22 protein-coding genes are annotated in these 26,544 nt (G+C 34.9%); 6 read left to right on the top strand and 16 right to left on the bottom strand.

Annotated features, from left to right (window positions below):
• Positions 1–230 precede the first annotated feature (230 nt).
• From BLR17_RS09290 to BLR17_RS09275, 4 genes are all read left to right on the top strand, one after another.
• Complete coding sequence (locus tag BLR17_RS09290) at positions 231–1,577, top strand: 3-oxoacid CoA-transferase (protein ID WP_074517173.1); 1,347 nt, start codon at positions 231–233, stop codon at positions 1,575–1,577.
• A 216-nt stretch (positions 1,578–1,793) separates the two neighbouring features.
• The gene (pcaF, locus tag BLR17_RS09285) at positions 1,794–3,011 is read left to right on the top strand and encodes a 3-oxoadipyl-CoA thiolase (protein ID WP_066329755.1); all 1,218 of its coding nucleotides are present in this window, start codon (positions 1,794–1,796) and stop codon (positions 3,009–3,011) included.
• 170 nt (positions 3,012–3,181) lie between these two features.
• The gene (gene pckA, locus BLR17_RS09280; protein ID WP_066329970.1) at positions 3,182–4,801 is read left to right on the top strand and encodes a phosphoenolpyruvate carboxykinase (ATP); all 1,620 of its coding nucleotides are present in this window, start codon (positions 3,182–3,184) and stop codon (positions 4,799–4,801) included.
• Positions 4,802–4,932: 131 nt separating this feature from the next.
• Positions 4,933–7,224 carry an NADP-dependent malic enzyme gene (locus BLR17_RS09275; RefSeq protein ID WP_066329757.1) on the top strand — a complete coding sequence of 764 codons (2,292 nt, stop codon included), beginning with the start codon at positions 4,933–4,935 and terminating at the stop codon, positions 7,222–7,224.
• 129 nt (positions 7,225–7,353) lie between these two features.
• Here BLR17_RS09275 and BLR17_RS09270 read toward each other — a convergent pair whose 3' ends face one another.
• The 12 genes from BLR17_RS09270 to BLR17_RS09215 form a co-directional block, all read right to left on the bottom strand.
• The gene (locus tag BLR17_RS09270) at positions 7,354–7,845 is read right to left on the bottom strand and encodes a hypothetical protein (RefSeq protein ID WP_066329759.1); all 492 of its coding nucleotides are present in this window, start codon (positions 7,843–7,845) and stop codon (positions 7,354–7,356) included.
• Between the two features lie 29 nt (positions 7,846–7,874).
• Positions 7,875–9,503 (bottom strand): acyl-CoA carboxylase subunit beta, encoded by a 1,629-nt coding sequence (locus tag BLR17_RS09265; RefSeq protein WP_066329761.1) that lies wholly within the window; start codon positions 9,501–9,503, stop codon positions 7,875–7,877.
• A gap of 331 nt (positions 9,504–9,834) precedes the next feature.
• Complete coding sequence (gene lpxD / locus BLR17_RS09260) at positions 9,835–10,833, bottom strand: UDP-3-O-(3-hydroxymyristoyl)glucosamine N-acyltransferase (protein WP_066329762.1); 999 nt, start codon at positions 10,831–10,833, stop codon at positions 9,835–9,837.
• Between the two features lie 230 nt (positions 10,834–11,063).
• A complete protein-coding gene (locus tag BLR17_RS09255; protein ID WP_066329763.1) occupies positions 11,064–11,567 on the bottom strand; it encodes a hypothetical protein in 504 nt (167 codons plus the stop codon).
• Positions 11,568–11,737: 170 nt separating this feature from the next.
• Positions 11,738–12,211 (bottom strand): hypothetical protein, encoded by a 474-nt coding sequence (locus tag BLR17_RS09250; RefSeq protein ID WP_066329764.1) that lies wholly within the window; start codon positions 12,209–12,211, stop codon positions 11,738–11,740.
• A 155-nt stretch (positions 12,212–12,366) separates the two neighbouring features.
• On the bottom strand, positions 12,367–12,843 hold the full coding sequence (locus BLR17_RS09245; RefSeq protein ID WP_066329766.1) for a hypothetical protein: 477 nt from the start codon (positions 12,841–12,843) through the stop codon (positions 12,367–12,369).
• A 150-nt stretch (positions 12,844–12,993) separates the two neighbouring features.
• Positions 12,994–13,302 carry a hypothetical protein gene (locus BLR17_RS09240; protein ID WP_066329768.1) on the bottom strand — a complete coding sequence of 103 codons (309 nt, stop codon included), beginning with the start codon at positions 13,300–13,302 and terminating at the stop codon, positions 12,994–12,996.
• A 102-nt stretch (positions 13,303–13,404) separates the two neighbouring features.
• Positions 13,405–13,944, bottom strand: a complete 540-nt coding sequence (locus tag BLR17_RS09235) for a mechanosensitive ion channel domain-containing protein (RefSeq protein ID WP_066329972.1) — start codon at positions 13,942–13,944, stop codon at positions 13,405–13,407.
• A gap of 10 nt (positions 13,945–13,954) precedes the next feature.
• Positions 13,955–14,539, bottom strand: coding sequence for a Maf-like protein (locus tag BLR17_RS09230; RefSeq protein ID WP_066329770.1), 585 nt, complete (start codon positions 14,537–14,539; stop codon positions 13,955–13,957).
• Positions 14,529–15,458: a geranylgeranylglycerol-phosphate geranylgeranyltransferase gene (locus BLR17_RS09225; protein WP_074517171.1), complete on the bottom strand. Its 930-nt coding sequence runs from the start codon at positions 15,456–15,458 to the stop codon at positions 14,529–14,531. The genes BLR17_RS09230 and BLR17_RS09225 overlap by 11 nt, the downstream gene beginning before the upstream one ends.
• 111 nt (positions 15,459–15,569) lie before the next feature.
• Positions 15,570–16,097, bottom strand: coding sequence for a KdsC family phosphatase (locus BLR17_RS09220; RefSeq protein ID WP_066329776.1), 528 nt, complete (start codon positions 16,095–16,097; stop codon positions 15,570–15,572).
• The gene (locus BLR17_RS09215) at positions 16,081–16,854 is read right to left on the bottom strand and encodes a Rossmann-like and DUF2520 domain-containing protein (protein ID WP_066329777.1); all 774 of its coding nucleotides are present in this window, start codon (positions 16,852–16,854) and stop codon (positions 16,081–16,083) included. The genes BLR17_RS09220 and BLR17_RS09215 overlap by 17 nt, the downstream gene beginning before the upstream one ends.
• 542 nt (positions 16,855–17,396) lie before the next feature.
• Between BLR17_RS09215 and BLR17_RS09205 the strand changes: the two genes are divergently transcribed.
• A complete protein-coding gene (locus BLR17_RS09205) occupies positions 17,397–17,843 on the top strand; it encodes a protein-disulfide reductase DsbD domain-containing protein (protein ID WP_066329779.1) in 447 nt (148 codons plus the stop codon).
• Between the two features lie 9 nt (positions 17,844–17,852).
• Positions 17,853–19,820, top strand: a complete 1,968-nt coding sequence (locus BLR17_RS09200) for a protein-disulfide reductase DsbD family protein (protein WP_066329780.1) — start codon at positions 17,853–17,855, stop codon at positions 19,818–19,820.
• A gap of 194 nt (positions 19,821–20,014) precedes the next feature.
• Here the strand turns inward: BLR17_RS09200 and ccsA are convergent, their stop codons facing one another.
• The 4 genes from ccsA to BLR17_RS09175 form a co-directional block, all read right to left on the bottom strand.
• Positions 20,015–23,209 (bottom strand): cytochrome c biogenesis protein, encoded by a 3,195-nt coding sequence (gene ccsA / locus BLR17_RS09195; protein ID WP_066329782.1) that lies wholly within the window; start codon positions 23,207–23,209, stop codon positions 20,015–20,017.
• A gap of 585 nt (positions 23,210–23,794) precedes the next feature.
• Positions 23,795–25,192, bottom strand: coding sequence for an alpha/beta hydrolase family protein (locus tag BLR17_RS09185; protein ID WP_066329784.1), 1,398 nt, complete (start codon positions 25,190–25,192; stop codon positions 23,795–23,797).
• A gap of 24 nt (positions 25,193–25,216) precedes the next feature.
• Positions 25,217–25,921: an SIMPL domain-containing protein gene (locus BLR17_RS09180; RefSeq protein ID WP_066329785.1), complete on the bottom strand. Its 705-nt coding sequence runs from the start codon at positions 25,919–25,921 to the stop codon at positions 25,217–25,219.
• Positions 25,922–25,981: 60 nt separating this feature from the next.
• Entirely contained in the window at positions 25,982–26,449 is a 468-nt protein-coding gene (locus BLR17_RS09175; RefSeq protein ID WP_066329787.1) for a hypothetical protein, read from the bottom strand.
• Positions 26,450–26,544 lie beyond the last annotated feature (95 nt).

Below are 26,544 nucleotides of genomic sequence, written 5' to 3'. Positions count from 1 at the left end.
TAATTGTCCTTAGCTTCCGCAGTCGAGTGTCAAATGTTTGAAGAATACGTAAAAAGAAAAGCTGTTTGAGCGCAGCGAGTTCTTTTCTTTTAGTATTCGAAAACTAATTTGACCGACGAGGAAGTGCAGACTTGATTTTTTTGTTTCTTTTTTGATCAAGCAAAAAAGAAAATTCGTAAAAACTAATTATACCTAATGGGTATTTATAATAATATTTAGAATAAAAAAAAATGAAACAAGTGCCTATAATAGATTTACATACAGCAGCCAGCATGGTTAAGGATGGAGATATTTTGCTTCAGGGAGGTTTTGGAATGACCGGAAATCCGGTTCATCTGATGCATGCTTTGGCAGAAATTGGAACAAAAGAACTCACTTTTATCGGAAACAATACAGGTGAAGCCGGAATTGGCGGAGGAAGATTGTTACGAAATGGTCAGTTGAAAAAAATGATTGGTTCGTTTTTTACATCCAATCCTGATGCGGTAAAAGCGGCACAAATGGGCGAAGTTGATTATGAATTGTTACCACAGGGAACTCTTGCCGAAGCCATTAGAGCCGGAGGTGCCGGAATAGGCGGTTTTTATACGCCTACATCCGCAGGAACTTTGATTGCTGATGGCAGGGAAACCAAAATTATTGATGGTGAAGAACAGGTTTTTGTTAAAGGGATTCGCGGGAATGTAGCTTTTATTCGTGCCTGGAGAGCCGATACAGCGGGGAATTTGCAATACCGAATGACCGAAAATAATTTCAATAAAGCGATGGCAACTGCTGCCGATTTGGTGATTGCCGAAGTGGAAGAGATTGTTGCTGTGGGCGAAATTGCTCCTGAATTTGTTCATACTCCGGGTTGTTTTGTGGATTATTTGGTGGAAGCCAAAATTACATTGGAAGATTTAGGGAGTTCGGCTTCGGTTTCGACTTCTAAAAAAGTGGACGAAAGCCGTATGAATATGGCGAAGCGTGCTTTGGCAGAGTTGAAAAAAGGGGATGTCGTAAACTTGGGAATCGGAATTCCAACTTTGGTAGCTGATTTAATTACTGACGAACATGGAATTATCCTGCATACCGAAAACGGAATGTTAGGCGTAGGTCCGGTGCCAAGTGATGGAGGCGGAGCAATGGATTACCCGGTGAATGCGGGAAAAATTCCCGTGACCGCTCTTAAAGGAAGCAGTTATTTTGACAGCTCTGATTCTTTTGCGATGATTCGCGGAGGTCATGTTGATACTGCTATTATGGGCGGATTGGAAGTGGATGAATTTGGGAATTTAGCTAACTGGGCTGTTCCGGGAAAACCGCTTTTAGGTGTAGGTGGAGCCATGGATTTGGCTAAAGGAGCAAAGCGTTTAATCATAACCATGACACATACCAACCCCGACGGTTCTTCTAAAATTGTCCCAAAATGTATTTTACCGCTTACGGCTTCAGCTGTGGTAGATTTGGTTATTACTGATTTGGCTGTTTTTTCGTTTAACGAAGGTCAGTTAACTTTAATCGAAATTATGCCGGGAAGTTCATTAGAAGAAATAAAATTAAAAACAACGGCACAGTTCAGTGTTGATTTAGATTAACTGCAACTTGGTTTCAAACGATTTTTTGACTTAAAATAAATTGAGGATGCGTTATTTTGAATAGTAAAGCCTCTTTTTTGAATATCCTGATACGGGACTAAAATTTACCTTTGTATAGTATTCATTTGAATAGTGATGAAGTTACTTCATTCACACAAAATACACTCCCTCTGAGTTTTTTGATAGTTACTCAGATTTAAAATAAATTATAAAGACATGAACCATTCCTATATTATAGATGCAATCCGAACGCCAATAGGGAGTTTTGGAGGAAGTTTATCCACTTTGAGAGCTGATGATTTGGCGGCTTTGACCATTAAAGAATTGGTAAAAAGAAATCCCAATATCCCTGTTGAAATGATTGATGAGGTAATTCTGGGGAATCATAATCAGGCTGGGGAAGATAATAGAAATGTAGCAAGAATGGCGTCGTTATTGGCTGGATTGCCTTTTACGGTTCCTGCTCAAACGGTCAACCGTCTTTGTGCTTCGGGAATGTCGGCCGTTATTGATGCTTCGAGAAGTATTCAGGTGGGCGATGCCGAAATTATGATTGCCGGTGGAATGGAACACATGACCCGCAGTCCCTGGGTAATTTCAAAAACGTCAAAGCCTTTTGGGAATGACGCCCAAATGTTTGATTCCAGTTTTGGATGGCGTTTCGTAAATCCGAAAATGCAGGCAATGTATGGAACCGATGCAATGGGAGTTACCGCCGAAAATTTGGTTGAAATGTACAATATAAGTCGTGAAGATCAGGATTTATTTGCATACAATTCCCAACAAAAAGCTTTTGCAGCCCAACAAAACTGGCGATTGGCTGAAGAAATTGTTCCTATAGAATTTACAGATAAAAAAGGAACTGTTACAGTATTCGATAAAGACGAATTTGTAAAAGGAAATACCACTTTAGAAAAATTAGCTGCGCTCAGAGCTGTTTTTAAAAAAGAAAACGGAACGGTTACCGCAGGAAATGCTTCGGGCTTGAACGATGGTTCGGCGGCGATGCTTTTGGCTTCTGAAAAGGCAATTAAGAAATACAATTTAACACCAAAAGCCAGAATCGTAGCTTCGGCAATAGTGGGAGTGGAACCCAGAATTATGGGAATTGGTCCTGTGGGAGCAACTCAAAAAGCACTTGAAAAAGCAGGATTGACATTGGCAGATATCGATATTATAGAATTAAATGAAGCTTTTGCGGCGCAATCGCTGGCTTGTACCAGAGCTTTAGGTCTAGCAGATAATGATCCCAGAATCAACCCAAATGGAGGAGCCATTGCTTTAGGGCATCCACTGGGGATGTCCGGAACCCGAATTTTGCAAACCGCTACCATCGAACTTCAAAAACAAAATAAAAGATACGCTCTTTGTACCATGTGTATTGGAGTAGGAATGGGGTATGCAGTGATTATCGAAAATGTAAATGTAAAGTAGATTATTAATCCGTTAAAGTAATTTATCAAATATGGTTTTCGATTTCTGCCTATGGCAGACAGGATTTTTTTTGCTTCATTTTATCGCATAAAATACTTAAGCTTATAGTTTTATAATTGTTTTTAATATGTTTATAATCAATAAAATAATTGTTTTTAAAAATGAATACTATGAAAAACAGTAAAGTTATTCAGGATTTACACAATTTAGGAATTACGGGTGATTATGAAGTATGCTATAACCCATCTTATGACGAGTTATACCAGGCCGAAATTTCACACGACAGTAAAGGATATGAAAAAGGTGCGATAACGGATACGGGAGCTGTGGCGGTAAAGACGGGAGTTTTTACAGGGCGTTCTCCTAAAGATCGTTATATCGTGCTGGATGAAGTTACGAAAGACACTATTTATTGGGATGATAAAGTTAATTTTCCAACCACTAAAGAAGTTTGGGATGATTTGAAAGGATTGGTTTTGAACCAACTTTCGACTTCTAAAAAAATATATGTCGTGGATGCTTTTTGTGGTGCCAATGCCGATACACGTCTTAAAGTTCGCTTTGTGATGGAGGTAGCCTGGCAGGCTCATTTTGTGACCAATATGTTTATCAGACCTTCGGTATATGAGCTGGAAAATTTTGGAGAACCTGATTTTATGGTGATGAATGCTTCTAAAGTGACGAATCCTAACTGGGAAGCTCAGGGCTTAAACTCCGAGAATTTTGTGTTGTTCAATCTAACCGAAAAGATTCAGATTATTGGAGGAACCTGGTATGGTGGCGAAATGAAAAAAGGCATGTTTGCGATGATGAATTATTATCTGCCCTTAAAAGGTTTGGCATCGATGCATTGTTCGGCTAATGTAGGTGAAAAAGGCGATGTGGCACTATTCTTTGGTCTTTCGGGAACGGGAAAAACTACGCTTTCGGCTGATCCAAAAAGATATTTGATTGGTGACGATGAACACGGTTGGGATGAAAATGGAGTGTTCAATTATGAAGGCGGATGTTACGCTAAAGTGATTGATTTAAGCGAACAAAACGAACCTGATATTTGGAGAGCCATTAAAAGGGATGCCTTATTAGAAAATGTGATTGTTAATGAATATGGCGAAGTCGATTATTACGATCACTCGATAACAGAAAATTCAAGAGTTTCTTATCCAATTTACCAAATCAATAAAATCGTTTTGCCTTCAAAAGCGGGACACGCCAATAAAATTATTTATCTGTCGGCTGATGCTTTTGGAGTTTTACCTCCGGTTTCAATTTTAGACGAAGATCAGGCGCAATACCATTTTTTATGCGGTTACACTTCAAAATTAGCGGGGACAGAAAGAGGAATTACAGAACCGGTTCCGTCGTTTTCGCCCGCTTTTGGAGAAGCATTTTTGACTTTGCATCCTACCAAATATTCTCAAACGCTTATCAGTAAAATGAAAGAGCATGGAGCCAAAGCCTATTTGGTAAATACAGGTTGGAATGGAACGGGAAAAAGAATTTCACTTAAAAATACCCGAGCTATTATTGATGCCATCATTAACGGTGAAATTGAAGAGGCAGCCACTACAAAAATTCCTTTTTTAAATTTAACGGTACCAAATTCCTTGACCGATGTGAGTGAAGGAATCCTGGATCCAAGAGATACCTATGCTGATGTAAATGAGTGGGAAGTAAAAGCGAGAGATTTAGCTTCTCGTTATATTGAAAATTTTGAACGCTATACAGATACCGAGGAAGGAAAACGTTTGGTTGCTTCAGGACCAACACTAGAAACGGTATTATTGTAATATTTTAGATAAACTATTTTTTTAATGTTGGAGGCGTTTTTAAAATAGTTATTTTTATACAGATTAATAATCACTTCACTACCAAAAGAACAAATTAGAATTACGATTTATTAAATTTTATAATTGAGTTTATGAGCAAAGAAAAATTGAAAAAAGACGCTTTATTATACCATGCTGAACCACAGCCCGGGAAAATAAAAATAGTACCTACCAAACCTTATGCTACACAACGTGATTTAGGACTGGCGTATTCTCCGGGAGTTGCCGAGCCTTGTTTAGAAATTGCAAAAGATGTTAATGATGTCTATAAATATACTGCTAAAGGAAATTTGGTTGCCGTAATCTCAAACGGAACTGCGGTTTTAGGATTGGGAGATATAGGCCCCGAAGCTTCTAAACCGGTAATGGAAGGGAAGTCGTTATTGTTTAAGATTTTTGCTGACATTGACAGTATCGATATCGAATTGGATACTAAAGATGTGGATAAATTCATTGAGACGGTAAAAATTATGGCGCCTACTTTTGGCGGAATTAATTTGGAAGATATCAAAGCGCCGGAGGCATTTGAAATCGAAACAAGATTGAAAGAAGAATTGGATATTCCGGTAATGCATGACGACCAACACGGAACTGCAATTATTTCGGCTGCTGCCTTGTTGAACGCCTTGGAACTGATCAATAAAAAAATAGAAGAAGTACGCATTGTAGTAAGCGGAGCGGGAGCTGCGGCTGTTTCCTGTACGAAATTGTATAAGGCTTTTGGAGCCAAAGCCGAAAACATTGTGATGCTCGACAGTAAAGGTGTAATCAGAACGGACAGAGAAAATTTATCTGCTGAGAAACTAGAATTTGCTTCCGACAGAAAGATTGATACTCTGGAAGAAGCGATGGTTGATGCCGATGTTTTCATTGGTTTATCTATTGCCGATGTTGTTAATCCGGAAATGTTGCTTACGATGGCAAAAGACCCGATTGTTTTTGCAATGGCAAATCCCGATCCTGAGATTGCTTATGATTTAGCGGTGCAGACAAGAAAGGATATCATCATGGCTACAGGACGTTCAGATCATCCTAACCAGGTGAATAATGTATTGGGATTCCCATATATTTTCAGAGGAGCATTGGATGTCAGAGCAACAAAGATTAATGAAGAAATGAAAATGGCTGCCGTTACGGCTTTGGCTGAATTGGCAAAAGAATCCGTTCCTGAGCAGGTAAATATTGCTTATGGTGAAACGCGTTTGGCTTTTGGTCGTGATTATATTATCCCAAAACCTTTTGACCCAAGATTGATTTATTCGATTCCACCAGCTGTTGCCAAAGCAGCAATGGATAGCGGGGTTGCCCGAATTGCTATTGAAGATTGGGACAATTATAAAGAAGAATTATTACTGCGTTCCGGTAATGATAATAAAGTGGTTCGAATGCTTCACAGCAGAGCAAAAACGAATCCTAAAAAGATTGTCTTTGCCGAAGCAGATCAATTTGATGTTTTAAAAGCAGCCCAAATTGTTTATGAAGAAGGAATTGCCCAGCCTATTTTATTGGGTAATAAAGAAACTATTTTGGAACTTAAAAAAGAGTTGGATTTTAATGCCGATGTTTTGATTATTGATTCTAAAGATGCTTCATCTAAGGAAAAAAGAGAGCAATACGCAGCGAAATATTGGAATAAAAGAAAAAGAAGCGGAGCCACATTATACAGTTCGCAATCAAAAATGAGAGAGCGTAACTATTATGGAGCGATGATGGTTTTGGAAGGAGATGCCGATGGAATGATTTCGGGTTATACCAGAGCTTATCCAACGGTGGTGAAGCCTATTTTTGAAGTGATTGGGAAAGCTCCTAATGTGAAAAAAGCGGCTACAGTTAATATTTTGGCAACTGAAAGAGGGCCAATGTTTTTAGCTGATACCGCAATCAATATAGACCCAACATCAGAGGAATTAGCTGATATTGCCCAAATGACGGCCAATGTAGCTACTACTTTTGGTTTCGATTCTGTTATTGCGATGCTTTCCTATTCTAATTTTGGTTCATCAACCCATGCTAATTCTGCAAAAGTGCGAAAAGCGGTAAGTATTTTGCATGAAAATAATCCTGAATTAGTTGTTGATGGAGATATTCAAACCGATTTTGCTTTGAATACCGAATTATTAGAAAAGACTTTTCCGTTTTCAAAATTAGCAGGTAAAAAAGTAAATACACTTGTTTTTCCAAATCTGGAATCAGCCAATATCACTTATAAACTAATGAAGGAATTGAATAAGTCGGAATCTATTGGACCTATTATGATGGGGTTAAGTGAGTCCGTTCATATTCTTCAATTAGGCGCAAGTGTCAATGAAATTGTAAACATGACCGCTGTAGCTGTTGTTGATGCTCAGGAACGTGAAAAAAGAAAAAAAAGTAAAGATGAGTAATTAATTTGTTCTTATTTAAGAATAAATAAAAATGACCGATGGAGAATATCATAATCGGTCATTTTTTTATTGTTTATTTTCAAAGGTTAGTTTATTTCTGAATGTAACTAATTAACCAGCAACTTAAATTTAAAATATACTCCCAAATTTGTAATACCTATAAGCCATTAATAAAGTGCCTAAACCTGCTACAATTCCAATGTAAATTAAAGAGCTTTCTTTTTTTTCGTATTCGTTTTTATCAATTATTATTTTATTGTTTTTCTCAACTTGTATTAGATCAATATTGATGTTTTCTTTGTTTTTTGAAGGTCTGTAGTATACTGTTACTTTGTCGCCAATATTTAATTGTTCTAATAAATCAGTGTAGTTTTTTGACATTCTATAAATTCCCAAATCTTCATCAAGTCCTTTTAATGAGATATAAAACACATCAGATTCATGTCCTTTGCTGCTGTAATGAATATCAATTCCTTTATCAATTATTATATTTTCATATTGTCGGTATTTAGAAAGGTCGATGTTTTGTTTGCTAAATCCAATATATGCTAAAAAGAAATATATGATTGAAGTTGTTCCGAATAGAATTGAATTTATTAAGTGCTTTGTTTTTTTATTCACTTAGTTTAATTTTTTGTGTTTTTCCAAATTTATACCTGAATAACACCCAGATTAAATGCTTTTTCAATAGGAGCGTGGTTGGCAGCTTCAATTCCTATAGAAATCCAGTTTCGGGTTTCCAGAGGATCGATGACAGCATCAGTCCAAAGACGTGAAGCAGCATAATAGGGTGAAGTTTGTTCGTCATAACGTGCTTTAATTTTAGCAAATAATTCAGCTTCTTTGGCTTCGTTAACTTCTTCGCCTTTGGCTTTCAAAGATGAGGCTTCTATTTGTGCCAATACTTTAGCTGCCTGAGTTCCACCCATCACCGCCAGTTCGGCACTTGGCCAGGCTATAATTAATCTTGGATCATAGGCTTTTCCACACATAGCATAGTTTCCGGCACCATAAGAATTTCCTACTACCACAGTAAATTTAGGTACAACCGAATTACTTACTGCATTGACCATTTTAGCTCCGTCTTTTATAATTCCGCCTTGTTCGGATTTGGAACCTACCATGAATCCGGTTACATCCTGAAGAAAAACCAGAGGGATTTTTTTCTGATTGCAATTGGCTATAAAACGGGTGGCTTTGTCGGCACTATCGGAATAAATCACACCGCCAAATTGCATTTCTCCTTTCTTGGTTTTGATTACTTTACGTTGATTAGCTACAATACCTACTGCCCATCCGTCAATTCGGGCATAACCGGTGATGATGGTTTGTCCGTAACCTTCTTTATACGCTTCAAATTCTGAATTATCAACTAAACGAAGAATGATTTCCATCATGTCGTATTGTTCGGTTCGGGCTTTTGGTAGGATACCGTATATTTCTTTTTCGTTCAGGGTTGGTTTTTGAGCTTTAATTCGACTAAAGCCGGCTTTATCATAATCGCCTATTTTGTCAACGATATTTTTTATTTTATCTAAAGCATCTTTGTCATCTTTCGCTTTATAATCGGTTACACCTGAAATTTCACAATGTGTTGTGGCTCCTCCCAGTGTTTCATTGTCAATATTTTCACCTATAGCAGCTTTTACCAAATAACTTCCGGCCAAAAAGATACTGGCTGTTTTATCAACAATAATGGCTTCGTCACTCATAATAGGTAAATAAGCTCCTCCGGCCACACAACTCCCCATTATAGCTGAAATTTGCGTAATTCCCATGCTGCTCATAATGGCATTGTTTCTGAAAATACGACCAAAATGTTCTTTGTCAGGGAAAATTTCGTCCTGCATAGGCAAATAAACACCGGCACTATCTACCAAATAAATTATTGGAATTTTATTTTCCATCGCTATTTCCTGTGCGCGTAGGTTTTTTTTAGCTGTAATAGGAAACCAGGCACCAGCTTTTACCGTAGCGTCATTAGCAACTACAATGCATTGTTTGCCTTTGATGTGTCCTATTTTTACCACAACACCGCCTGATGGACAACCGCCATGTTCTTTATACATGCCATCTCCAACAAAAGCACCAATTTCAATACTTTCGGCATTGGCATCGAGTAAATAATCAATGCGTTCACGAGCAGTCATTTTTCCTTCGGCGTGCAATTTTTGAATGCGTTTTTCGCCTCCTCCTAATTTTATTTTGGCGAATTTTTGTCTTAAATCTGAAAGTAAAAGTTTATTGTGGTCTTCGTTTTTGTTGAAGTTCAAATCCATGTTGTAATTGTGTTTTCCAAAATTTAAGGCTAAAATACAAAACCAACCTGAAGTTTTTTTTAAGTATATAAGTTATTTAAGCTTTATGGTTTGATTTATTGTCAAAAGCTAAGTCAATATAAGTTTTATTAATTTGTGAGAATCGGTTTTATTTGCAGTAAAAATGCTGAGATTGGTATTAGCTGTTTTTTTTTGCTTTTGTTTATATAGCTTTAAAGAACAGTATTATTTAAGTTTTGTTCTTCAAATTAGCTTTGGGATAAAAAAAGAACCGCAAGAACACAAAAAAATAATTTGCGTACTTGCGGAAAAAAAATAAAAAAAAGTAATGTTATTTTTTAGAATCGTTAACAAGTCTTTTTAGGATTGCCCATTGTTTTAAGGCGTCCCGAGCTTCTAAAGCGGGATAGCCTAACATGGTTTTTCCGGCAGGAATATCACAGGTAACCCCAGAACCAGCCCCAATTACCGCACCATCACCTATGGAAGTATGGTCTTTAATAGAAGCGCTTCCGCCAATGATTACGCCATTACCTAAGGTTACAGATCCTGCAAGACCACTATTTCCTGCCATAATACAAAATTGCCCCAGTTTGCTATTGTGTCCTATTTGAACCAGATTGTCAATTTTGCAACCATCACCTAAAATGGTTGAACTGAATTTACCTCTGTCAATACAGCTATTAGCTCCTATTTCGACATTGTTGCCAATAATCACATTTCCAATTTGGGGAATTTTTACTAAACCTTTTTCCGGGCAAGGGCGAAATCCAAAACCATCCGCTCCAATAGTTGCGTTAGGGTGGATGATGCAATTATTGCCTATGTGGCAACGCTCTCTGACGACTGTACCAGACCAAATTACCGTATTTTTTCCAATGGTTGATTCGTCAAGTATAGTTACGTTTGGATAAATAGTGCTGTTTTCTCCAATTTTTACATTGGGACCAATATAACTTCCGGCTCCAATTTTAGTTCCGGTACCAATGACTGCTGTTTTATCAACTACAGCTTTAGGGTGAATATCAACATGGAATTCAGGCATCGGAAGTGCAAAAAGTTCCAAAATTTGCGACATAGCTAAGTCGGCATTTTTAACTTTTATAAAAGCTCTGTTTTCTCCTGGTTCAATCGATATGTCTTCGTTTACAACAGCAACACTGGCTTTTGAAGTGGCCCAGAGTTTTTCGTATTTTTTGTTTCCAATAAATGAAATTTCAGATTGGGAAGCGACTTCAAGTTGTTCAGCTGCAGTAATGTTTTGCAAAGTTGTACCGCAAATAATACCTTTTAAGACATTGTTTATTTCTTCAATTGAATAGGATTTCATGGTTTGATTTGGTGCGTTAGTTAATATAATTGGCTCAAATAAAGTGATTCTAAACTGATAAACCTAACATTTTAATAGTTCCGGGCGGAAATAAGAATAGTTTGGTACTATTTTAAATTTTATTTGGGAAGAAAAGAATTGTAAAAGCTTTTTTTAATATAGTTTGTAAAAAAAGAAAAAGCCATCTCAGCTGTTTTAGAGATGGCTTTTTTCGTTTGAATTTCAGTTTGTTAACGGTTTCTGTGTCCGTAATGATTTCCTCTGTCGTGATTTCCTCTGTAATTGTCGGCGTAACGGTTGTCGTAACGATTATCATAACGACGGTTGTCATAATAACGACCTTCTACATATCTATTATTGTAATTGCGATTGTTTCTGTAATAGTTATCATTATGACAGTTGAAATAAGTATAAGGTCTGCTTCCATGGTAACCTCTTAATTCTATTCGGCGTGCATGATTCAAATCATAGTTTCTGTATCGTACCGGAACGTATCTTGTACGACACCAGTTTCCGTTGTCTAAATAAACATACAATCCGGCACTTACATCATAATAAGATTCTATTTCAGGTATGTAATAAAAATCTACGTTTACATGATTTTGAGGTATCCAGGCCGGTCTGACTACTACTGCAGGTGTGCCTATATTTACATTAATTGAAACTTGTGCCTGAGAAGTGCTGGCAGCTGCAAATAAAATAATTCCTGTTGCGATTAATTTTAAGGTTTTCATGATTTCTATATTTTAAAGTTGCTTTGGGGGTTTTGTTAAGTTTATTTTTTAACTGTATTAGTCGTATTTCAATTAGTGTGCCAAAAAAAAATAATTAACTTTATTTTAACTTTTAATAGGTAAAAAAAGAAACGCTTAAAGCGTTTCTTTTTGTTTTTCAGAGAAAAAAATTAATGTTTTTTATTTCCGTTTCCAAGGCCATTATTACCATGGTTATGTTTGTTTTCGAATTTGTTGTTTTTATTACCGTTATAGTAATCTTGTCTTTTTTCTATTGATTTTTGAGGTTTTCCTTTATAGCCTTTGTAATATTTTGCTTTGTGATTTTTAAAATATACATAAGGTGTTCTTCCATGGTAATCGGTTAAAACAACTTTGTGTCCATGATATAAATCATAGTTTCTGTAAGGGTTAGGGAGGTGTTTTGAACGAATCCATCTTCCGTTGTTGAAGTAAATGAATTGTGAAAAACGAATATCATAATAACATTCGATGTCCGGAATATAATAAAATTCAACATTACTATATCCTACAGGTCCCCATGCGGGAGGAGTTCCAATATTTACATTTACAGATACCTGAGCCTGGGAGTTACTACCTAAAAATAATACTATTCCGGCAAGGATTAATTTTATAGTTTTCATAATTTTTGAATTTAATATTTGATAAAAGTTTTTTGAGATAATTATTCCAATTAGTGTGCCAGTCTTAATTTTGTTAACTTTATTTTAACTTTTTTAATAACCCTAAAAAAAAGAAACGCTATTAGCGTTTCTTTATTATTTAGATGTTTAAAAAATTAATGTTTTTTGTGACCATGATTGGAATTGTGATTGTCCCAATGTCTGTTATCATGTTTATTGCCTCGTCCGTTATCGTGTTTATCGTAATTTCTGTAGCCTATTGTTTGTTGAGGTCTTCCTTTATATCCTTTGTAATATTTTGCTTTGTGATTTTTAAAATATACATAAGGTGTTCTGCCATGATAATCGTTTAAAACTACTTTATAACCGTGGTACAAATCATAATTACGGTATCGTACAGGTAAGTATCTTGAATGTATCCATCTTCCGTTTCCAAAGTAAATAAATTGAGAAAGACGAATATCATAATAGCATTCAATGTCAGGCAGGTAATAATAATCAATATTTGCATAACCTACAGGTCCCCAGGCCGGAGGTGTTCCTATATTAACGTTTACGGATACTTGAGCATGTGTGTAAGTGGTCGTTGTAAAAAAGACTAAGGCTGCGATAATAAATTTTAAAGTTTTCATGATTTCTATTTTTTATGTTAGACATTTAACTTTACTAATCTTAAGCCAATTACTGTGCCAAAATAGAGGTTTAAGATTTAATTAGCATTAAAAAAAAACAGCTCATTCTGTCGAAATGAGCTGTTTTTTATGGTTTTATATTGTTGAATATTAAAGTAGTAGGATTAATAAAAGAAGGATGATAATTATCGTTCCCACTGATAAATAAATCCCTTGTCCTGATTTTTTTAAATTTTTTTTAATGGTTTTAACCTCTGTTCGTAGTTCTTTTTTTTCTGAAGAAGACAAATTAGATTTGTCCATTTCTTTAATTTCATTGAGTCTGTTAAGCATTTTTTGGATTTCGACAGGAATTTCTTTTGGAGTTTCTGTCGGGTGTTTTTCTATTGCATAAGTATTCACAGGGAGCACACTTAATGATAGAATTAAGGCGATTAAATAAAAGCTTAGTTTTTTCATAATTAAAAAAATTAAATTAAAAATCCAGTTCTTTTATAAATATACTGATTTTGTGTGTATTAATCAGTGGTAATCCTTTTTTTGTTGAGTTGTAAGGAGATATTAATCGGTAAATTCTTTGTCTTCATGCATATTTGGAAGTATTGAAACTCCTTTTTGAAAAAAAAGATTGTTTGGGTAAATAACCGTTTCGCCTTCTTTGTTTTTTATCGTTACGTGAAAAGCGCCAATGTCTTCAATTTCACCAATAATAGGGAAATCTTTATCCTGAATTTGTATTATATCGCCTATTTTAAAAGGAAAGGAGAAAAACAAAATGACTCCTGAGGTAATGTTACTTAAAATAGACCATTGGGCAATCATAACAACACCGGCTACACCTATTACTGTTGCAACTGAAGTAATACCTGAAATAATTTCTTTAGAACTTACTCCCCAAATAAAAATGAAAGCAATAGCCGCCAGAATATTGATCAACAGGTGAATGTATTTGATAACTAAATTGGTTCTGTTTTCAATTATATGAGTGCTTTTGGCAAATTTGCGTACTAATTTTGTGGATATAATTCGTAAAATAATAAGTACTAATATTACTATGCCACTTGCAATTGTTTCGGTTGTAAAATGATTAAAGAAATTCATATGTTTCATTTTAAGCTAAGTTACTCAAATATTGATATACTTTATCTACGGGAAGTCCAATTACATTTGCATAAGAGCCATCAATTTTAGCTACGCCAATAAAACCAATCCATTCCTGAATGCCATAAGCTCCCGCTTTATCAAAAGGTTTGTAATTTTCGATGTAATATTCAATTGCATCATCACTTAATTCATTAAAAGTAACTTTGGTAATTTCAAATAGAACATCTGTTTTTGTGTTGGTTTTAAAACAAACCGATGTAATTACCTCATGAGTAGCATTCGATAATGATTTTAATATTTTAAATGCCTCTTGCTTGTCTTTTGGTTTTCCTAATGCTTTTTCATTATGCCAAACCAAAGTATCACTTGTGACTAATATTTCGTTGTCTTTTAGTTCACCTTCAAAAGCTGCGGCTTTTAGTTCGGCTAAATAATTGGTAATCGCTTCTCTTTTCAATTCAGGAGGAAAAACTTCTTCAATTTCTTTTAAGCGAATTTCGAAATCCAAATCCAAATCTTTGAAAAATTGTTGTCTTCGTGGCGAACCTGAAGCTAAAATGATTTGGTATTTTTTAAGTTTATTACGAAGCATTGTGTTTTATATTTAAAGAGATAATTAGAATGGATAAAATTCCGAAAAATAGAATCCATTTGAGAACTTTGCTCAAAATAGAAAAGTCAGTTTTTGAAGTGGCACTCCAAATTTTGATACTAAAATAAATTAGAGGACCTAAAACAAAAAGTAAACTGTAAATGGCTGCTACAATTAAATGATTAGGAATGAGATAATTATTGGTATAAAATAAAAGTGCCAGGATAGGGGAAAAACTCAATACAAAAAGAAGTTTTGTTGTTTTTTGAACTCCTAAAATTACAGCTAAGGTACGCATGCCTACTTTGTAATCTCCTTTTAAGTCTTCTAAATCTTTCACTATTTCGCGAAGCAAATTAATCATGAAAGCAAAAATGGCGTAGTCCAAAAGTATTGAAAATAAACTTCCCATTATTTCCTGGTTTCCAGAATTGGTTGCCGGGAAAATATCAAAAACCCCTATAATAAGTACGCTTACTGCTAATAATAAAGCCACAACAATATTACCAATAAGCATCATTTGTTTTAAACTTGTGGCATAGATATATAAGGTTGCTGCTGTGAAAACAAAAATTGCCGCAAAATTAGGTCTCATAATCACATTTGCTAAATAAAAGCCAATCGCAACTCCGCTAACATTTAAAAAAGCATAGCTATTATAAGCTGTAGCTTCAGAAATAGTTTTACCAACAATGACTCTGTCGGGTTTGTTTTCTAAATCGGTAGCCTGATCAAAAATATCATTAATAACATAACCGGCAGCAGCTATTAAAACAGTACTTAAAACCAATAGAGCGTATTGCCAGTCAGCCAGTGCCAAATCGTTTTTTTGTAATTTTAAAAAACCATACCTGAAAATAAGCTGCATGAAAGCAAGCATTAATAGGTTTTGGTAGCGGATGAGATTCAGGAAGTTCATTCTTGAGTTATGAGTTATGGGTTATGAGTTGTCCGTTGTTGGTTGTTAGTTGAAAAATCAACTTTTATTTTACAATCTAAATTCTAAAATCTAAATTCTGAAATCAACTATCTAATCGTGTTTTCCGTCAAAACTTCTCATCCATTTCCCCTGAACTTTCATCACCTGTTCGATAACGTCACGTACGGCACCCTGACCTCCGTTTTTATGCGAAATGTATTTTGAAATTCCTTTGATTTCCGGACAGGCATCCTGAGGACAGCTTGGTAATGCTACTAATTTCATCACATGATAATCCGGAATATCGTCGCCCATGTATAAAATATTCTCCTGTTTGATTTGGTGTTTTTCAATGTATTCGTCAAAAGTTTCCACCTTATCCGGTGTTCCTAAATGGATTTCTGTAATTCCTAAATTGCGCAAACGCACCCGAACACCTTCATTACTTCCTCCTGAAATAATGCAAACATTGTATCCGTTTTCTACAGCAGCTTTCAAAGCATAACCGTCGCGGATATTCATGGTTCTGAGCATTTCACCTTCATTGTTTACAAATACAGAACCATCAGTAAGTACTCCATCGACATCAAAAATAAAGGTTGTGATGTCATTCATTATTTCTTTATAACTTTTTGCCATTCTCTTGTATAGATTGTGTTAGGGTTTTATATATTTTTAATTGATTTTCATTTTTTAAAAAGGCTTCGTGCGCTGCAATTGTTTTTTGATCCTGACGAATTGCAGGGCCTGTTTGTGCTTCTTTAGGTGAAAGGCTTTGCAATTTTTGAAGTGTTTCTTCCATTAAAGGTTTTAAAATATCAAAAGGGATTTGATTCTCCAGGCAAATATCGTTTCCAATGGAATAGAGGTGATTGGTAAAATTATTTACAAAAACTGCTGCTACATGCAAAGCTTTTCGTTGTTCGGAGTTGATGGCATAAACCTTGTCCGAAATGGCTTTAGCAACTTTATCGAGTATTTGATAATCACTTGGATTTTCGGCTTCTAAACAAAGAGGAATTGTTTTGAAATCAACAGGTTTTCCTTTCGTAAAAGTTTGTAAAGGATAAAAAACACCTTTACGATTATTATCGTTTAAAATAGTAAATGGTGTGCTTCCCGAAGTATGAACGACCAAACGGTTTTTAAACGGAAGTGCATCAGAAACGGTGGCAATGGCATCATCAGAAATCGAAATAATATACAAATCGGCCTCTGCTAAAGTATTCAAATCATCCGTGATTTTTTCCTGAGGGAGTAAATGGCTGAGACTTTCTTTTTTTCTGGCAAATGCCTGAACCAATTCGATTTTGTTTATCGATTTTTCAAGATTTTGAAATGTAGTGATGAGGTGTTGTGCAACATTTCCCGAACCAATAATACTTACTTTAATCATAAGGGTAAAATTAACAAAAAAATATTAAGTAGCGGATTGGATTGATATCAGGAAACTAACTTTAAAAAATTTAGGTTTTTTTTGGGAAAATTATCTTAGCTAATTTTGGTAATTTAATCGTTTCAAATGATTTATTTTGAAATTATTACATCTCCTTTAGTATCTGAAAGTTGCACTATTTTGTTTAAGTACTAAAATAGCAATTATTAGGTGTGTGATCTTGAATTTAAGTGAAAAATGAAAGATCTTTTAGGTTTTGTGCTCTGTGGTAAAATATTTTAAAAAAGCTTATTTTTGAGCAATGATACTATTTGTCTGGTTTCTGTCAATCGAATATTGCTTTTTGAAGTACCATTTTTAATAGATGATTTAACTTTTAACTGTTTTTTTATTGGTTTCAGTTGTCAAAATGGTCAAATGAATTACTATAGAAAAAAAGAATGGTCAAAAACTGTAAATGGCATTATTAATGGATAGATTCTAGCAAAATTGGATATCCTAAAAAGAATTAAATTAAAAACAAACAATCTTAATTATAACAAATGAAAAAAATACTATTATTTTTTGCTCTTATGATTGCCTTTATTGGGCAAGCTCAGGTGTTAAAACCTGTAAAATGGTCTACATCAGTTACTAAAATTTCGGCTACTGAATATGAATTAGTGGCTACAGCAACCATTAAACCGGGCTGGCATTTGTATTCGCAAAATATACCGGAAAACGGACCGCAACCAACAAAGTTTGTTTTTACAGGTAACTCAAAATATCTTAAAAAAGGAAATACTGTAGAAGAAAAAGGACATACAGTTCATGATCCGATTTTTGAAATGCAAATTAAGTATTTTGAAAACAAAGCTAATTTCAAACAACGAATCAAATTAAAAGGAAAAGCTCCATTAAAAATTAAAGGAACAGTTGAATTTATGGTGTGTGACAACAGTAGATGTTTACCACCTACCGAACAAGATTTGGAATTCACTATAAAATAGCAAACATCAATGAAAAAGTTCCTTTATGTATTAGCAGGATTATTTTTAGTAACTGCGGGACATACTCAAAATCCTGATCCGGTTAAATGGACTACATCGGTAGAAAAGATTTCGGCTACGGAATATGATTTGGTATCAAAAGCTACCATTGATTCCGGTTGGCATATTTATTCGCAGGATGTTCCTGAGGGAGGACCTACAGCTACCACTTTTACCTATGATGACAGTGCCGGAAATTTTAAAATTATAGGAAATACTTTAGAAGAAGGAGGGAAAAAAAACGAAGATGCATTCTTTAAATTAGCATTGACGTCTTTTGAGAATGAAGCCGTTTTTAAACAAAGAATAGAAGTTTCGGGTAAAGTAACATCCATCCAAACTTATGTTGAATATGTCGCAGCTAATGCTGTGAAAGGTTTACCGGCAAAAGAAGTTGAATTATCTTTTGATATTACAGCAGCAACTACGGTTAAAGAAAAAGTTGCCGGTGGTGCTGAAAAAGTTGCAGAAGTTAAAGATATAAAAACTAAAGATGCCGATTCAAAACAAGGAATTTGGTCTATTTTTTTTATTGCCTTTTTATCCGGTTTCGCCGCATTGTTAACGCCATGTGTGTTTCCTATGATCCCTATGACAGTGAGTTTTTTTACTAAACAAAGTAAAAACAAAGCGGTTGGTATTAGAAATGCAATTGTTTATGGAATTTCCATCATATTGATTTATGTGCTTCTAGGAACGGCTGTAACGGCTATTTTTGGGGCAGATGCTTTAAATGCTTTGGCTACGAATGTTTGGTTTAATATCATTTTCTTTATTTTGTTAGTGGTATTTGCAATATCCTTTTTGGGTGCTTTTGAAATTGTGTTGCCCAATTCCTGGGCTAATACAGTCGATTCGCAGGCAGACAGAGGAGGTATGGCAGGTATCTTTTTTATGGCATTAGCCTTGGCAATTGTTTCTTTTTCCTGTACAGGACCAATTGTTGGAACTTTATTAGTAGAAGCAGCTTCTAAAGGAGGTTTAGCACCAATTATCGGAATGTTAGGATTTTCAATCGCTATTGCCTTACCATTTGCTTTTTTTGCGGCTTTCCCGGGTTGGCTGAATTCTTTACCAAAATCAGGAGGATGGCTAAATACCGTGAAAGTGGTGTTAGGATTTTTAGAATTAGCATTGGCTTTTAAATTTTTATCTCAGGCTGATTTGGTATTGCAAATGCATTTATTGGAGAGAGAAGTATTTCTGGCAATTTGGATTGCAATATTTGGAACTTTAGCCTTTTATCTTTTTGGAAAAATACAATTGCCTCACGATTCTCCTTTAACGCATATTTCTGTAGGGCGATTAGGGTTAGGTTTAATCGTTTTATCCTTCACGATTTATATGATTCCTGGACTGTGGGGAGCGCCTTTGAACTTAATTAGTGCTTTTCCACCTCCACAGGAATATAGTGAATCACCTTATGGAGTAGGTTATACAAAAGCGGGTGGAGGCAGTACTGCTGAAACCGAATTACCGGAAGGAGCTCATTTATTAGCACCTCACGACATCATTGCTTTTAATGATTATGATAAAGGTTTGGCTTATGCCAAAAAAACAGGAAAGCCTGTTATGCTTGATTTTACAGGTTGGGCCTGCGTGAATTGTAGAAAAATGGAGCAAAATGTTTGGCCGAAACCGGAAATTCTGAAAATTCTTAAAAACGATGTGGTATTGATTTCGTTATATGTTGATGACAAACGTCCATTAGAAGCAAATGAAATTACAGAATCCAAATTACAACCGGGTAAGAAGTTGAAATATATTGGTCAGAAATGGAGCGAATTACAGACTTTAAAATACAAAGCCAATTCTCAGCCATTTTATGTATTAATGGATCATGAAGAAAATAATCTTATAGAGCCTGTAGGTTACACGCCTGATGTAGCTACTTTTCACAAATGGCTAGAGGAAGGAACTTCAAAATTGAAAAAATAAATGAAGTAGCCGAATCTACTATAACAGCAAAGTTTAGAAATGTTTGCTGTTAAAATTATTTCTACGCATTCTAACTTAAATGCATAATCATACTTAACTTTTCTTTCCATAAAAAATGCCCCAAATAGTGTCTAACTTTTTGGGGCATGTTCAAAGTGAACGGATTTTTTTATAGGTATGTGTTTTAAACCTTATTATTTCTTGTAGTATTTTCTATATTTTGGATAAGTTAATGCTCCAATTAAAGCAATCGATCCCAGAGTATAGTAAATCCAGTTTAGTGAATGTGCTTCTCCGCTGGCGTAAGAGTGCAATCCTACTAAGTGGAAGTTTACTCCGTAATAGGTAAACAAAATAGAAACGAAAGCAAACATACTCATTAAGTTGAAAACCCATTTTCCTCTTAAATGAGGTACAAAACGAGCGTGAATTACAAAAGCATAAATCATAATACTGATTAATGCCCAGGTTTCTTTAGGATCCCAACCCCAATAACGTCCCCAGCTTTCATTAGCCCATTGTCCGCCAAGGAAGTTTCCAATAGTCAGCATAATCAATCCAATGGTCAAAGCCATTTCGTTGATGTACGTGATTTCACTAATGTTTAAATCCATTTTGGCTCTGTTCTTATCGTTGGTAAAAAAGATTAACAACAAGGAAACAAAACCTAAAATCATTCCCAGTGCAAATGGTCCGTAACTCGCTACAATAACCGCTACGTGAATCATTAACCAATAAGAATTTAATACAGGCTGAAGGTTGGCAATTTCCGGATCAATCCAGTTCATGTAAGCTGCCATTAAAATCATCGCTGTTACGAAAGCGGAAGATGCAACAGTCAATTTGGATTTAATGTCGAAAGCCAAACCAAAGAACATCGTAGCCCAGGAAACATAAACAATAGACTCATAAGCATTACTCCAAGGTGCGTGACCTGAAATGTACCAACGGGCAATTAATCCTGCGGTATGCAATGCAAATAACAATCCGATGATGATGTGCATTCCGTTAACCAAATAATTTACTGTTTTTGTTTCTTTAAATATTTTGATAATGGTAAATAAAAGCATCAGAATTGCTGCTGTCAAATACCAATAAGGTAATTTTTGGAATACGTCGTATTTGTTATATAAAATCTCTAAATCTACTTTTCTTTCTGAAGGCAATACTTTAGCTCCAAATTTCTTTTGGAAACCGTGAATACTTTCTAATAAATCATCAGCATTTTTATACTCTCCGTTAATAGCAGCATTATTTAAAGAACCAAAATACAATGGTAAAACGCTGGCCGTATAGGTAGAATCCATGCCTTTTAAACCTGATTTCTGAACTTCGTTTAGCGAAATCCATTTGTTGTTAGGGTCATTTGGAATAGGGAAAATTTTCAAAATAGTTCCGCTCAATGCTGATTCCATTAAATTTACTTTCTTATCGGTTTCTACGAAATCTTTTTCAAACTGATTCGGATTAGCAGCCTGATAAGCAGCATCTAAGTAAGGACCTAATTTGTAATTCCCTTCTCCGTCAAAAAAAGCAATGAAAGGTGCGTATTTGGCTTTAGCATCAATACCAATAATTTTTCGGATACTGTCATTTCCGCTTTTGATGTAAATCAAAGGAACTTCGATCCAAAGCTGACCATATTGAGACATGGATAAGAAAACCTGGTCTGAATTTAAGCCTTTGTATTCGTTAGCATGACTTACTTTTCGCAGCAATTCAGAAGAAAAAGTATTGATAGGTTTCATTCTTCCTCCGGCATCCTGAATAATCAGTCTTCCAAACTGAGCCGCGTGTTTTTCGGATACTTTGAATTTATTAATTAAAGAATCTAATTCCTTTTCTGTGGGCGCTACTCTTTGATGAGTTTTAGATTTTGATTCGTTTGCATGATCATGCTCATGGTCGTGATTATGATTGCGCATTTGCGCAAAACCGTTAAAACTTAAGAACAGAATCAGAATCGTAATTAATTTTTCTTTTTTCTCTTTAACTACTTCCAATTTGCGTTTCAAATCGGCAAAACGGGAATGTTTTGTAAACATAATCGCCATTAATGAAAAGAATAAAATAAAATATCCGGTATAAGTAATGTAAGTTCCCCAGAAATCGTGATTTACGGATAAAACCGTTCCTTTTTCATCCGGTTTAAAAGAAGATTGGAAAAAACGATAGCCTTTGTGGTCTAAAACGTGATTCATGTAAATTCGGGCGTCAAATGGTTTTTGGGCAGAATCCAGAACCGTTACCTGACTTTCAAAAGACGAATAACTTTTCTCTGTACCAGGATATTTTTGAGCAATAAAATCGTTTAATTTTATTTTGAAAGGCAAAATATAGGCTTTACTTCCGTAGAATAATGAGTATTCGATATTGCCAATTTTCACTGTTTTTGGTTCACCCACTTTTCCTTTTGAGCCTAAAAGTGTCACTTCTTTTTGCTGTCCTTCGGCATTAACAGTTACAACAAGAGCATCCTCGTGTTCCTTAGCTTTGAAGTCGTTTTTGGATTCGTAATCAATAACTCCTTTGGTAGCCGGATCAGGGAAAACAATTCGGATATCGCCAATGCTGTACAAAGAACGCATCATCAATGGTTGTACTTTGTCTTTGCTGACAGCGCCTTGCAACTTATCTGCCATACGCATAAAGTTTCCTTCAAATGGGGTTTCGATCGTATAATTTTTACCATCAAAAGTGATGTTAATGGCGCCATCGGTATGTTTGTTTAAAGAAAAAAGCACATTGTGAATGTTTTGAACTTCGCCTTCTTTCAGGAAATGCTCCTCACGACCTCCCGAACCGGCTTCGACCAGTTTCATGTACAAAGTTCCGTTAGCATCGGGTTTGATGTATTCCTTTGCCCCCATAATGAAGTTTTTGTATTTCACTTCGAAAGGTATTTTATCAAATTCTCCCGAAACTGCAAAATCATTATTGGTTACAGGCGAAAGCAGTACCGGTTTTTCAAAAACGCGACGTTTCATTTCGCCTTTGTATTCTCCATCTACAAAAACAGTCAGGAATGTTTTATCTGAAAAAAACTGACTTTCGGTTGCGCCTTCATCAATAGGCATCACACCTTCAAAACTGATGTAGCGGGTAATAAAAGCTCCTAAAAGAATTAAAATAAACGCCAAATGGAGTAGAAGAGTAGCCCATTTTTCTTTTTTTAATAACTGATAACGTTTGATATTCCCGAAGAAGTTAAGCATAAAAACAGCCATAATTCCTTCAAACCACCAGGTGTTGTAGACCCAAATTCGGGCGGTATCTGTATTGTATTTACTTTCGATGAAAGTTCCTGTTGCCATCGCTATTGCAAAAGCCAGAAAAAGAAAAGCCATTAAGCGGGTAGAAAATAAAAAAGAGTATATTTTTTTATCCATTAGTAGAGGATTACATTTTTTAAAAGTGCCACAAAAGTACTTAAAAATGTTGAGTTCTTAAGTCGTACAGTTGTTAATTTAATCCAAAATTAAGGGAAGAAAAATTGCGTTTTTTTTAACCGCAGATTACACAGATTTACAGAAATTGATTGGATTTAATTCATTTTCTTTCGTAAGATCTTTTAATAAAATACTGAATAATCATTATTATAAATAAACATAATGTAAAAAATAACGAACACATAACAATTCCAAGTAATGGAAGGCCACAAACGAAATGGTCATTTTGAAGTTTTTTTGCCATTATGAAAAAAGCAATAAACGAAACCGCAATTTGACTCAAAAAACTAATTAAACAGATGGCACCAAAACCCAGTTTGATATCCTCTCCGACTGCTTTACGGCCGAAGATCATTTGAAAAAGTGAAGGTAAAAGGATTAAGAGGATAGGCATAAAAATATTTTTAATAGTTATTTTGAGTTAATAGTATTGTCTGCAATTTTTAGTATATAATGTGAAAATTGACAGATTTCTAAAAGTAGTCAATTTTGGTTATAAGATAGTCAATAGCTAGCGCATACAGCTTAATGTATTTGTAGTTTTATCCATTGTAGCATTTCGTCTAAAACAACAGGAGCAAATGTTTGTTCGATAGTTGCGTATTCTTCAGGTGAGCCTGTTTTACATTCCTGAAATAAATGATTTAGCTTGGGAAATTCTATCGTTGTGACTTTTTTATTTCCGGCTTTGGTTAAGGCATTTTTTATGGCAGTCAAATTTTCTTTGGGAGGAACCTGTACATCTTTTTCACCATTAAGAGCTAATACAGGACATTTGACTTTTTCCAATGCGGTGGCGGGATTGAATTTTGTAAAATAAAGCATCCAGAGAGAAGTAAGTTGGTTTAGTTGTCCATCGATATATTTTTCTTTGGTCATACCGTTAGGGATTTTGGCAGCAGTATCATTGTCTATTATTTCGGTTAATTCAGTTCTTAAATCCGATTTCAATTTTTCGATGTCGGTCGAATGCAACATCAAATTAAAAAGTTTTTTGTTGTAGGCTGATGCTTTTTGTATTTCATCATCTGGCATACCGGAAACTTTTGCCATTTTTTCCTGTTGTAACAGCAATAATTCATTTCCCGGAATTCCGGTTCCGGCGAGCAGAATAATAAAATTGACATCCTTGGATTTTGAAGCCACTATCGGAGCAATGATGCCGCCTTCACTGTGACCAATTAAGCCAATTTGTTTTGGATTGATTTCTTTTCTGGTTTTTAAATAGGCTAGAACACTTTCAACATCAGTTGCAAAATCAGCTGTTGTAGCCGATTTAAAATCACCTTTTGAGTTTCCAAAACCTCTGTCGTCATATCTTAAAACAGCAATTCCGTTGCGCGTTAAATAATCAGAAATAATTAAAAAAGGTTTGTGTCCCATTAGTTCTTCGTTTCGGTTTTGAGGACCACTTCCTGAAATCAAAATAACAGCAGGATAAATACCTTCTTTTTTAGGTAATGTTAAAGTTCCAGCCAAAGAAATGTTGGCTTTCGGATTTAAGAAAGTCACTTCCTCTTCGTAATAAGGAAAGGGTTTTGCAGGTTCCTGAGGTCTTTTTAAAGCTGTTTTTTCTATTGTATTTCGGGATAAGTTTAAAGGAAATTGCTGACCGTTTTGTGTAAAAACACCAATGATTTCCTGCTTTTTTAATTCGCCATTGTATTCCATATTAATAGCTGCAATTTCAAATTTTATCTTCGGGTTTTCAAAAGTAGTTTTCGTTACAGGAATTCCATTAGCTTTTTGATCCGGACTGTCCATAGTGGCCGTAAAACCGTCAGTTGTTTTTGTAACATGAAAAACGAGTCTTAACTGCATTCCCTGAACTTTGAGAACGCCATTCCATTGTCCGGTAATTTCCTGAGCATTTATAAACAAGCATGATAAAAGCGTCAAGGATAAAATTAAAAATGTTTTCATGTTTTAATGATATAAATTGTTATTTCAATCTAGAATAAATTTAACACTTACTTTTGAAGAAAATTTTATTTTATTAAATTCTATCAAAATAGGTTCGCTTTCTCTAGCGCCATAAATACTGGATGCTCCTCTAATTTGTATACCTGCTACTTTTCCTTGAAGTTGATTTGAAATTGAAAAAGTTAAATCTGAAATGTAAATTGCTTTTCCAATTTTTTGATTTAAAGGTTTAACCATTTTTTCAGCAGATTCTTTAGCTTTTATTATTGCTTTAGCTTTTAATTCAGGGAGAAGTTGTTCCGCTTTTGAATATTCTGTTTTTTCAATTGAGACATTTGAAATATCTGATTTTTCTAATTCAGCCAATACTTTTCCGGCTGTAACAGCATCCCTAAGGAGTAAGGAATACATTTTTGTTTTAAGTATGTTTTGACTACTGAATAAATATTTTTTTAGGTCACTGCTAAAGTCAACTAAGCTTAAATCTTTTTCAGTATCAATATTTAAAGATTTTAATACTTTATGCATTGAATTTTCAAGTTCTTCTGTCGATTTTTTATTTTTTGTGTCTGATTCGTTCAATGTTATAGTCAAATAAATTTTGTCTGGAACAATCAATGTGTCAACTTCTACTTCAGTTTCTAAATAGGCTTGATCGATGAAGTTTTTACTTTGTGAAAATGATTTTGAAAAAATAAGAAGGATGGTTAGTATTAAAATTTTTTTCATTTTGAATATTATTGATTGATAATGTTTGAGAGTTGATTTTTTCTTTCGATATAAAGAAAATTATTTTTTCACTTTTGCTTTCAAACCAACAGGGATTTTCAAATCGCCGGTATCATACATGTTGATATAAATGTCTAATGTGTCTTTACTTCCAATTTCAGTTACTCGGTATCTGTCAAGCATTCCCACGTTGTTGATAAAACCATTCGGACTTTTAAAAGGACAGCAACTTCCGGCTCTGAAATAAGTCATTTTTTTATTTCCAGGTCCAAATAACGCATTTAGAAATCTTCTTTCGTTGACAGGTCCTTCATTGGTTTTTACACCACCTACTTTTATAGGATTCGATTTGTCGAAGCCATAGGTTTTATCATCACTTTGTTCGGTTAGTAAGTAAGTGTTGTTATCCAGAAGTTCTACTGCTTTAGTTCGTGTGTCTCCAACACCTTTATCTTCGTTGGCGGTTATTTTTTTCTTAGCAGAGCAAGCAATTACAATGAATACAAGAGGGATAAGTAGTTTTTTCATGGTTAGAAGGTTTAAGTTATTTTGAAACTATCTATGGGTAGCACAAACAGGGCGTTTGCCCTAGCTAAATATTTTTCCAGAAAACTTAATAATGC

The sequence above is a fragment of the Flavobacterium glycines genome (assembly GCF_900100165.1).
Lineage (GTDB): Bacteria > Bacteroidota > Bacteroidia > Flavobacteriales > Flavobacteriaceae > Flavobacterium > Flavobacterium glycines.
This window is presented reverse-complemented; position numbering and strand designations above follow the sequence as displayed.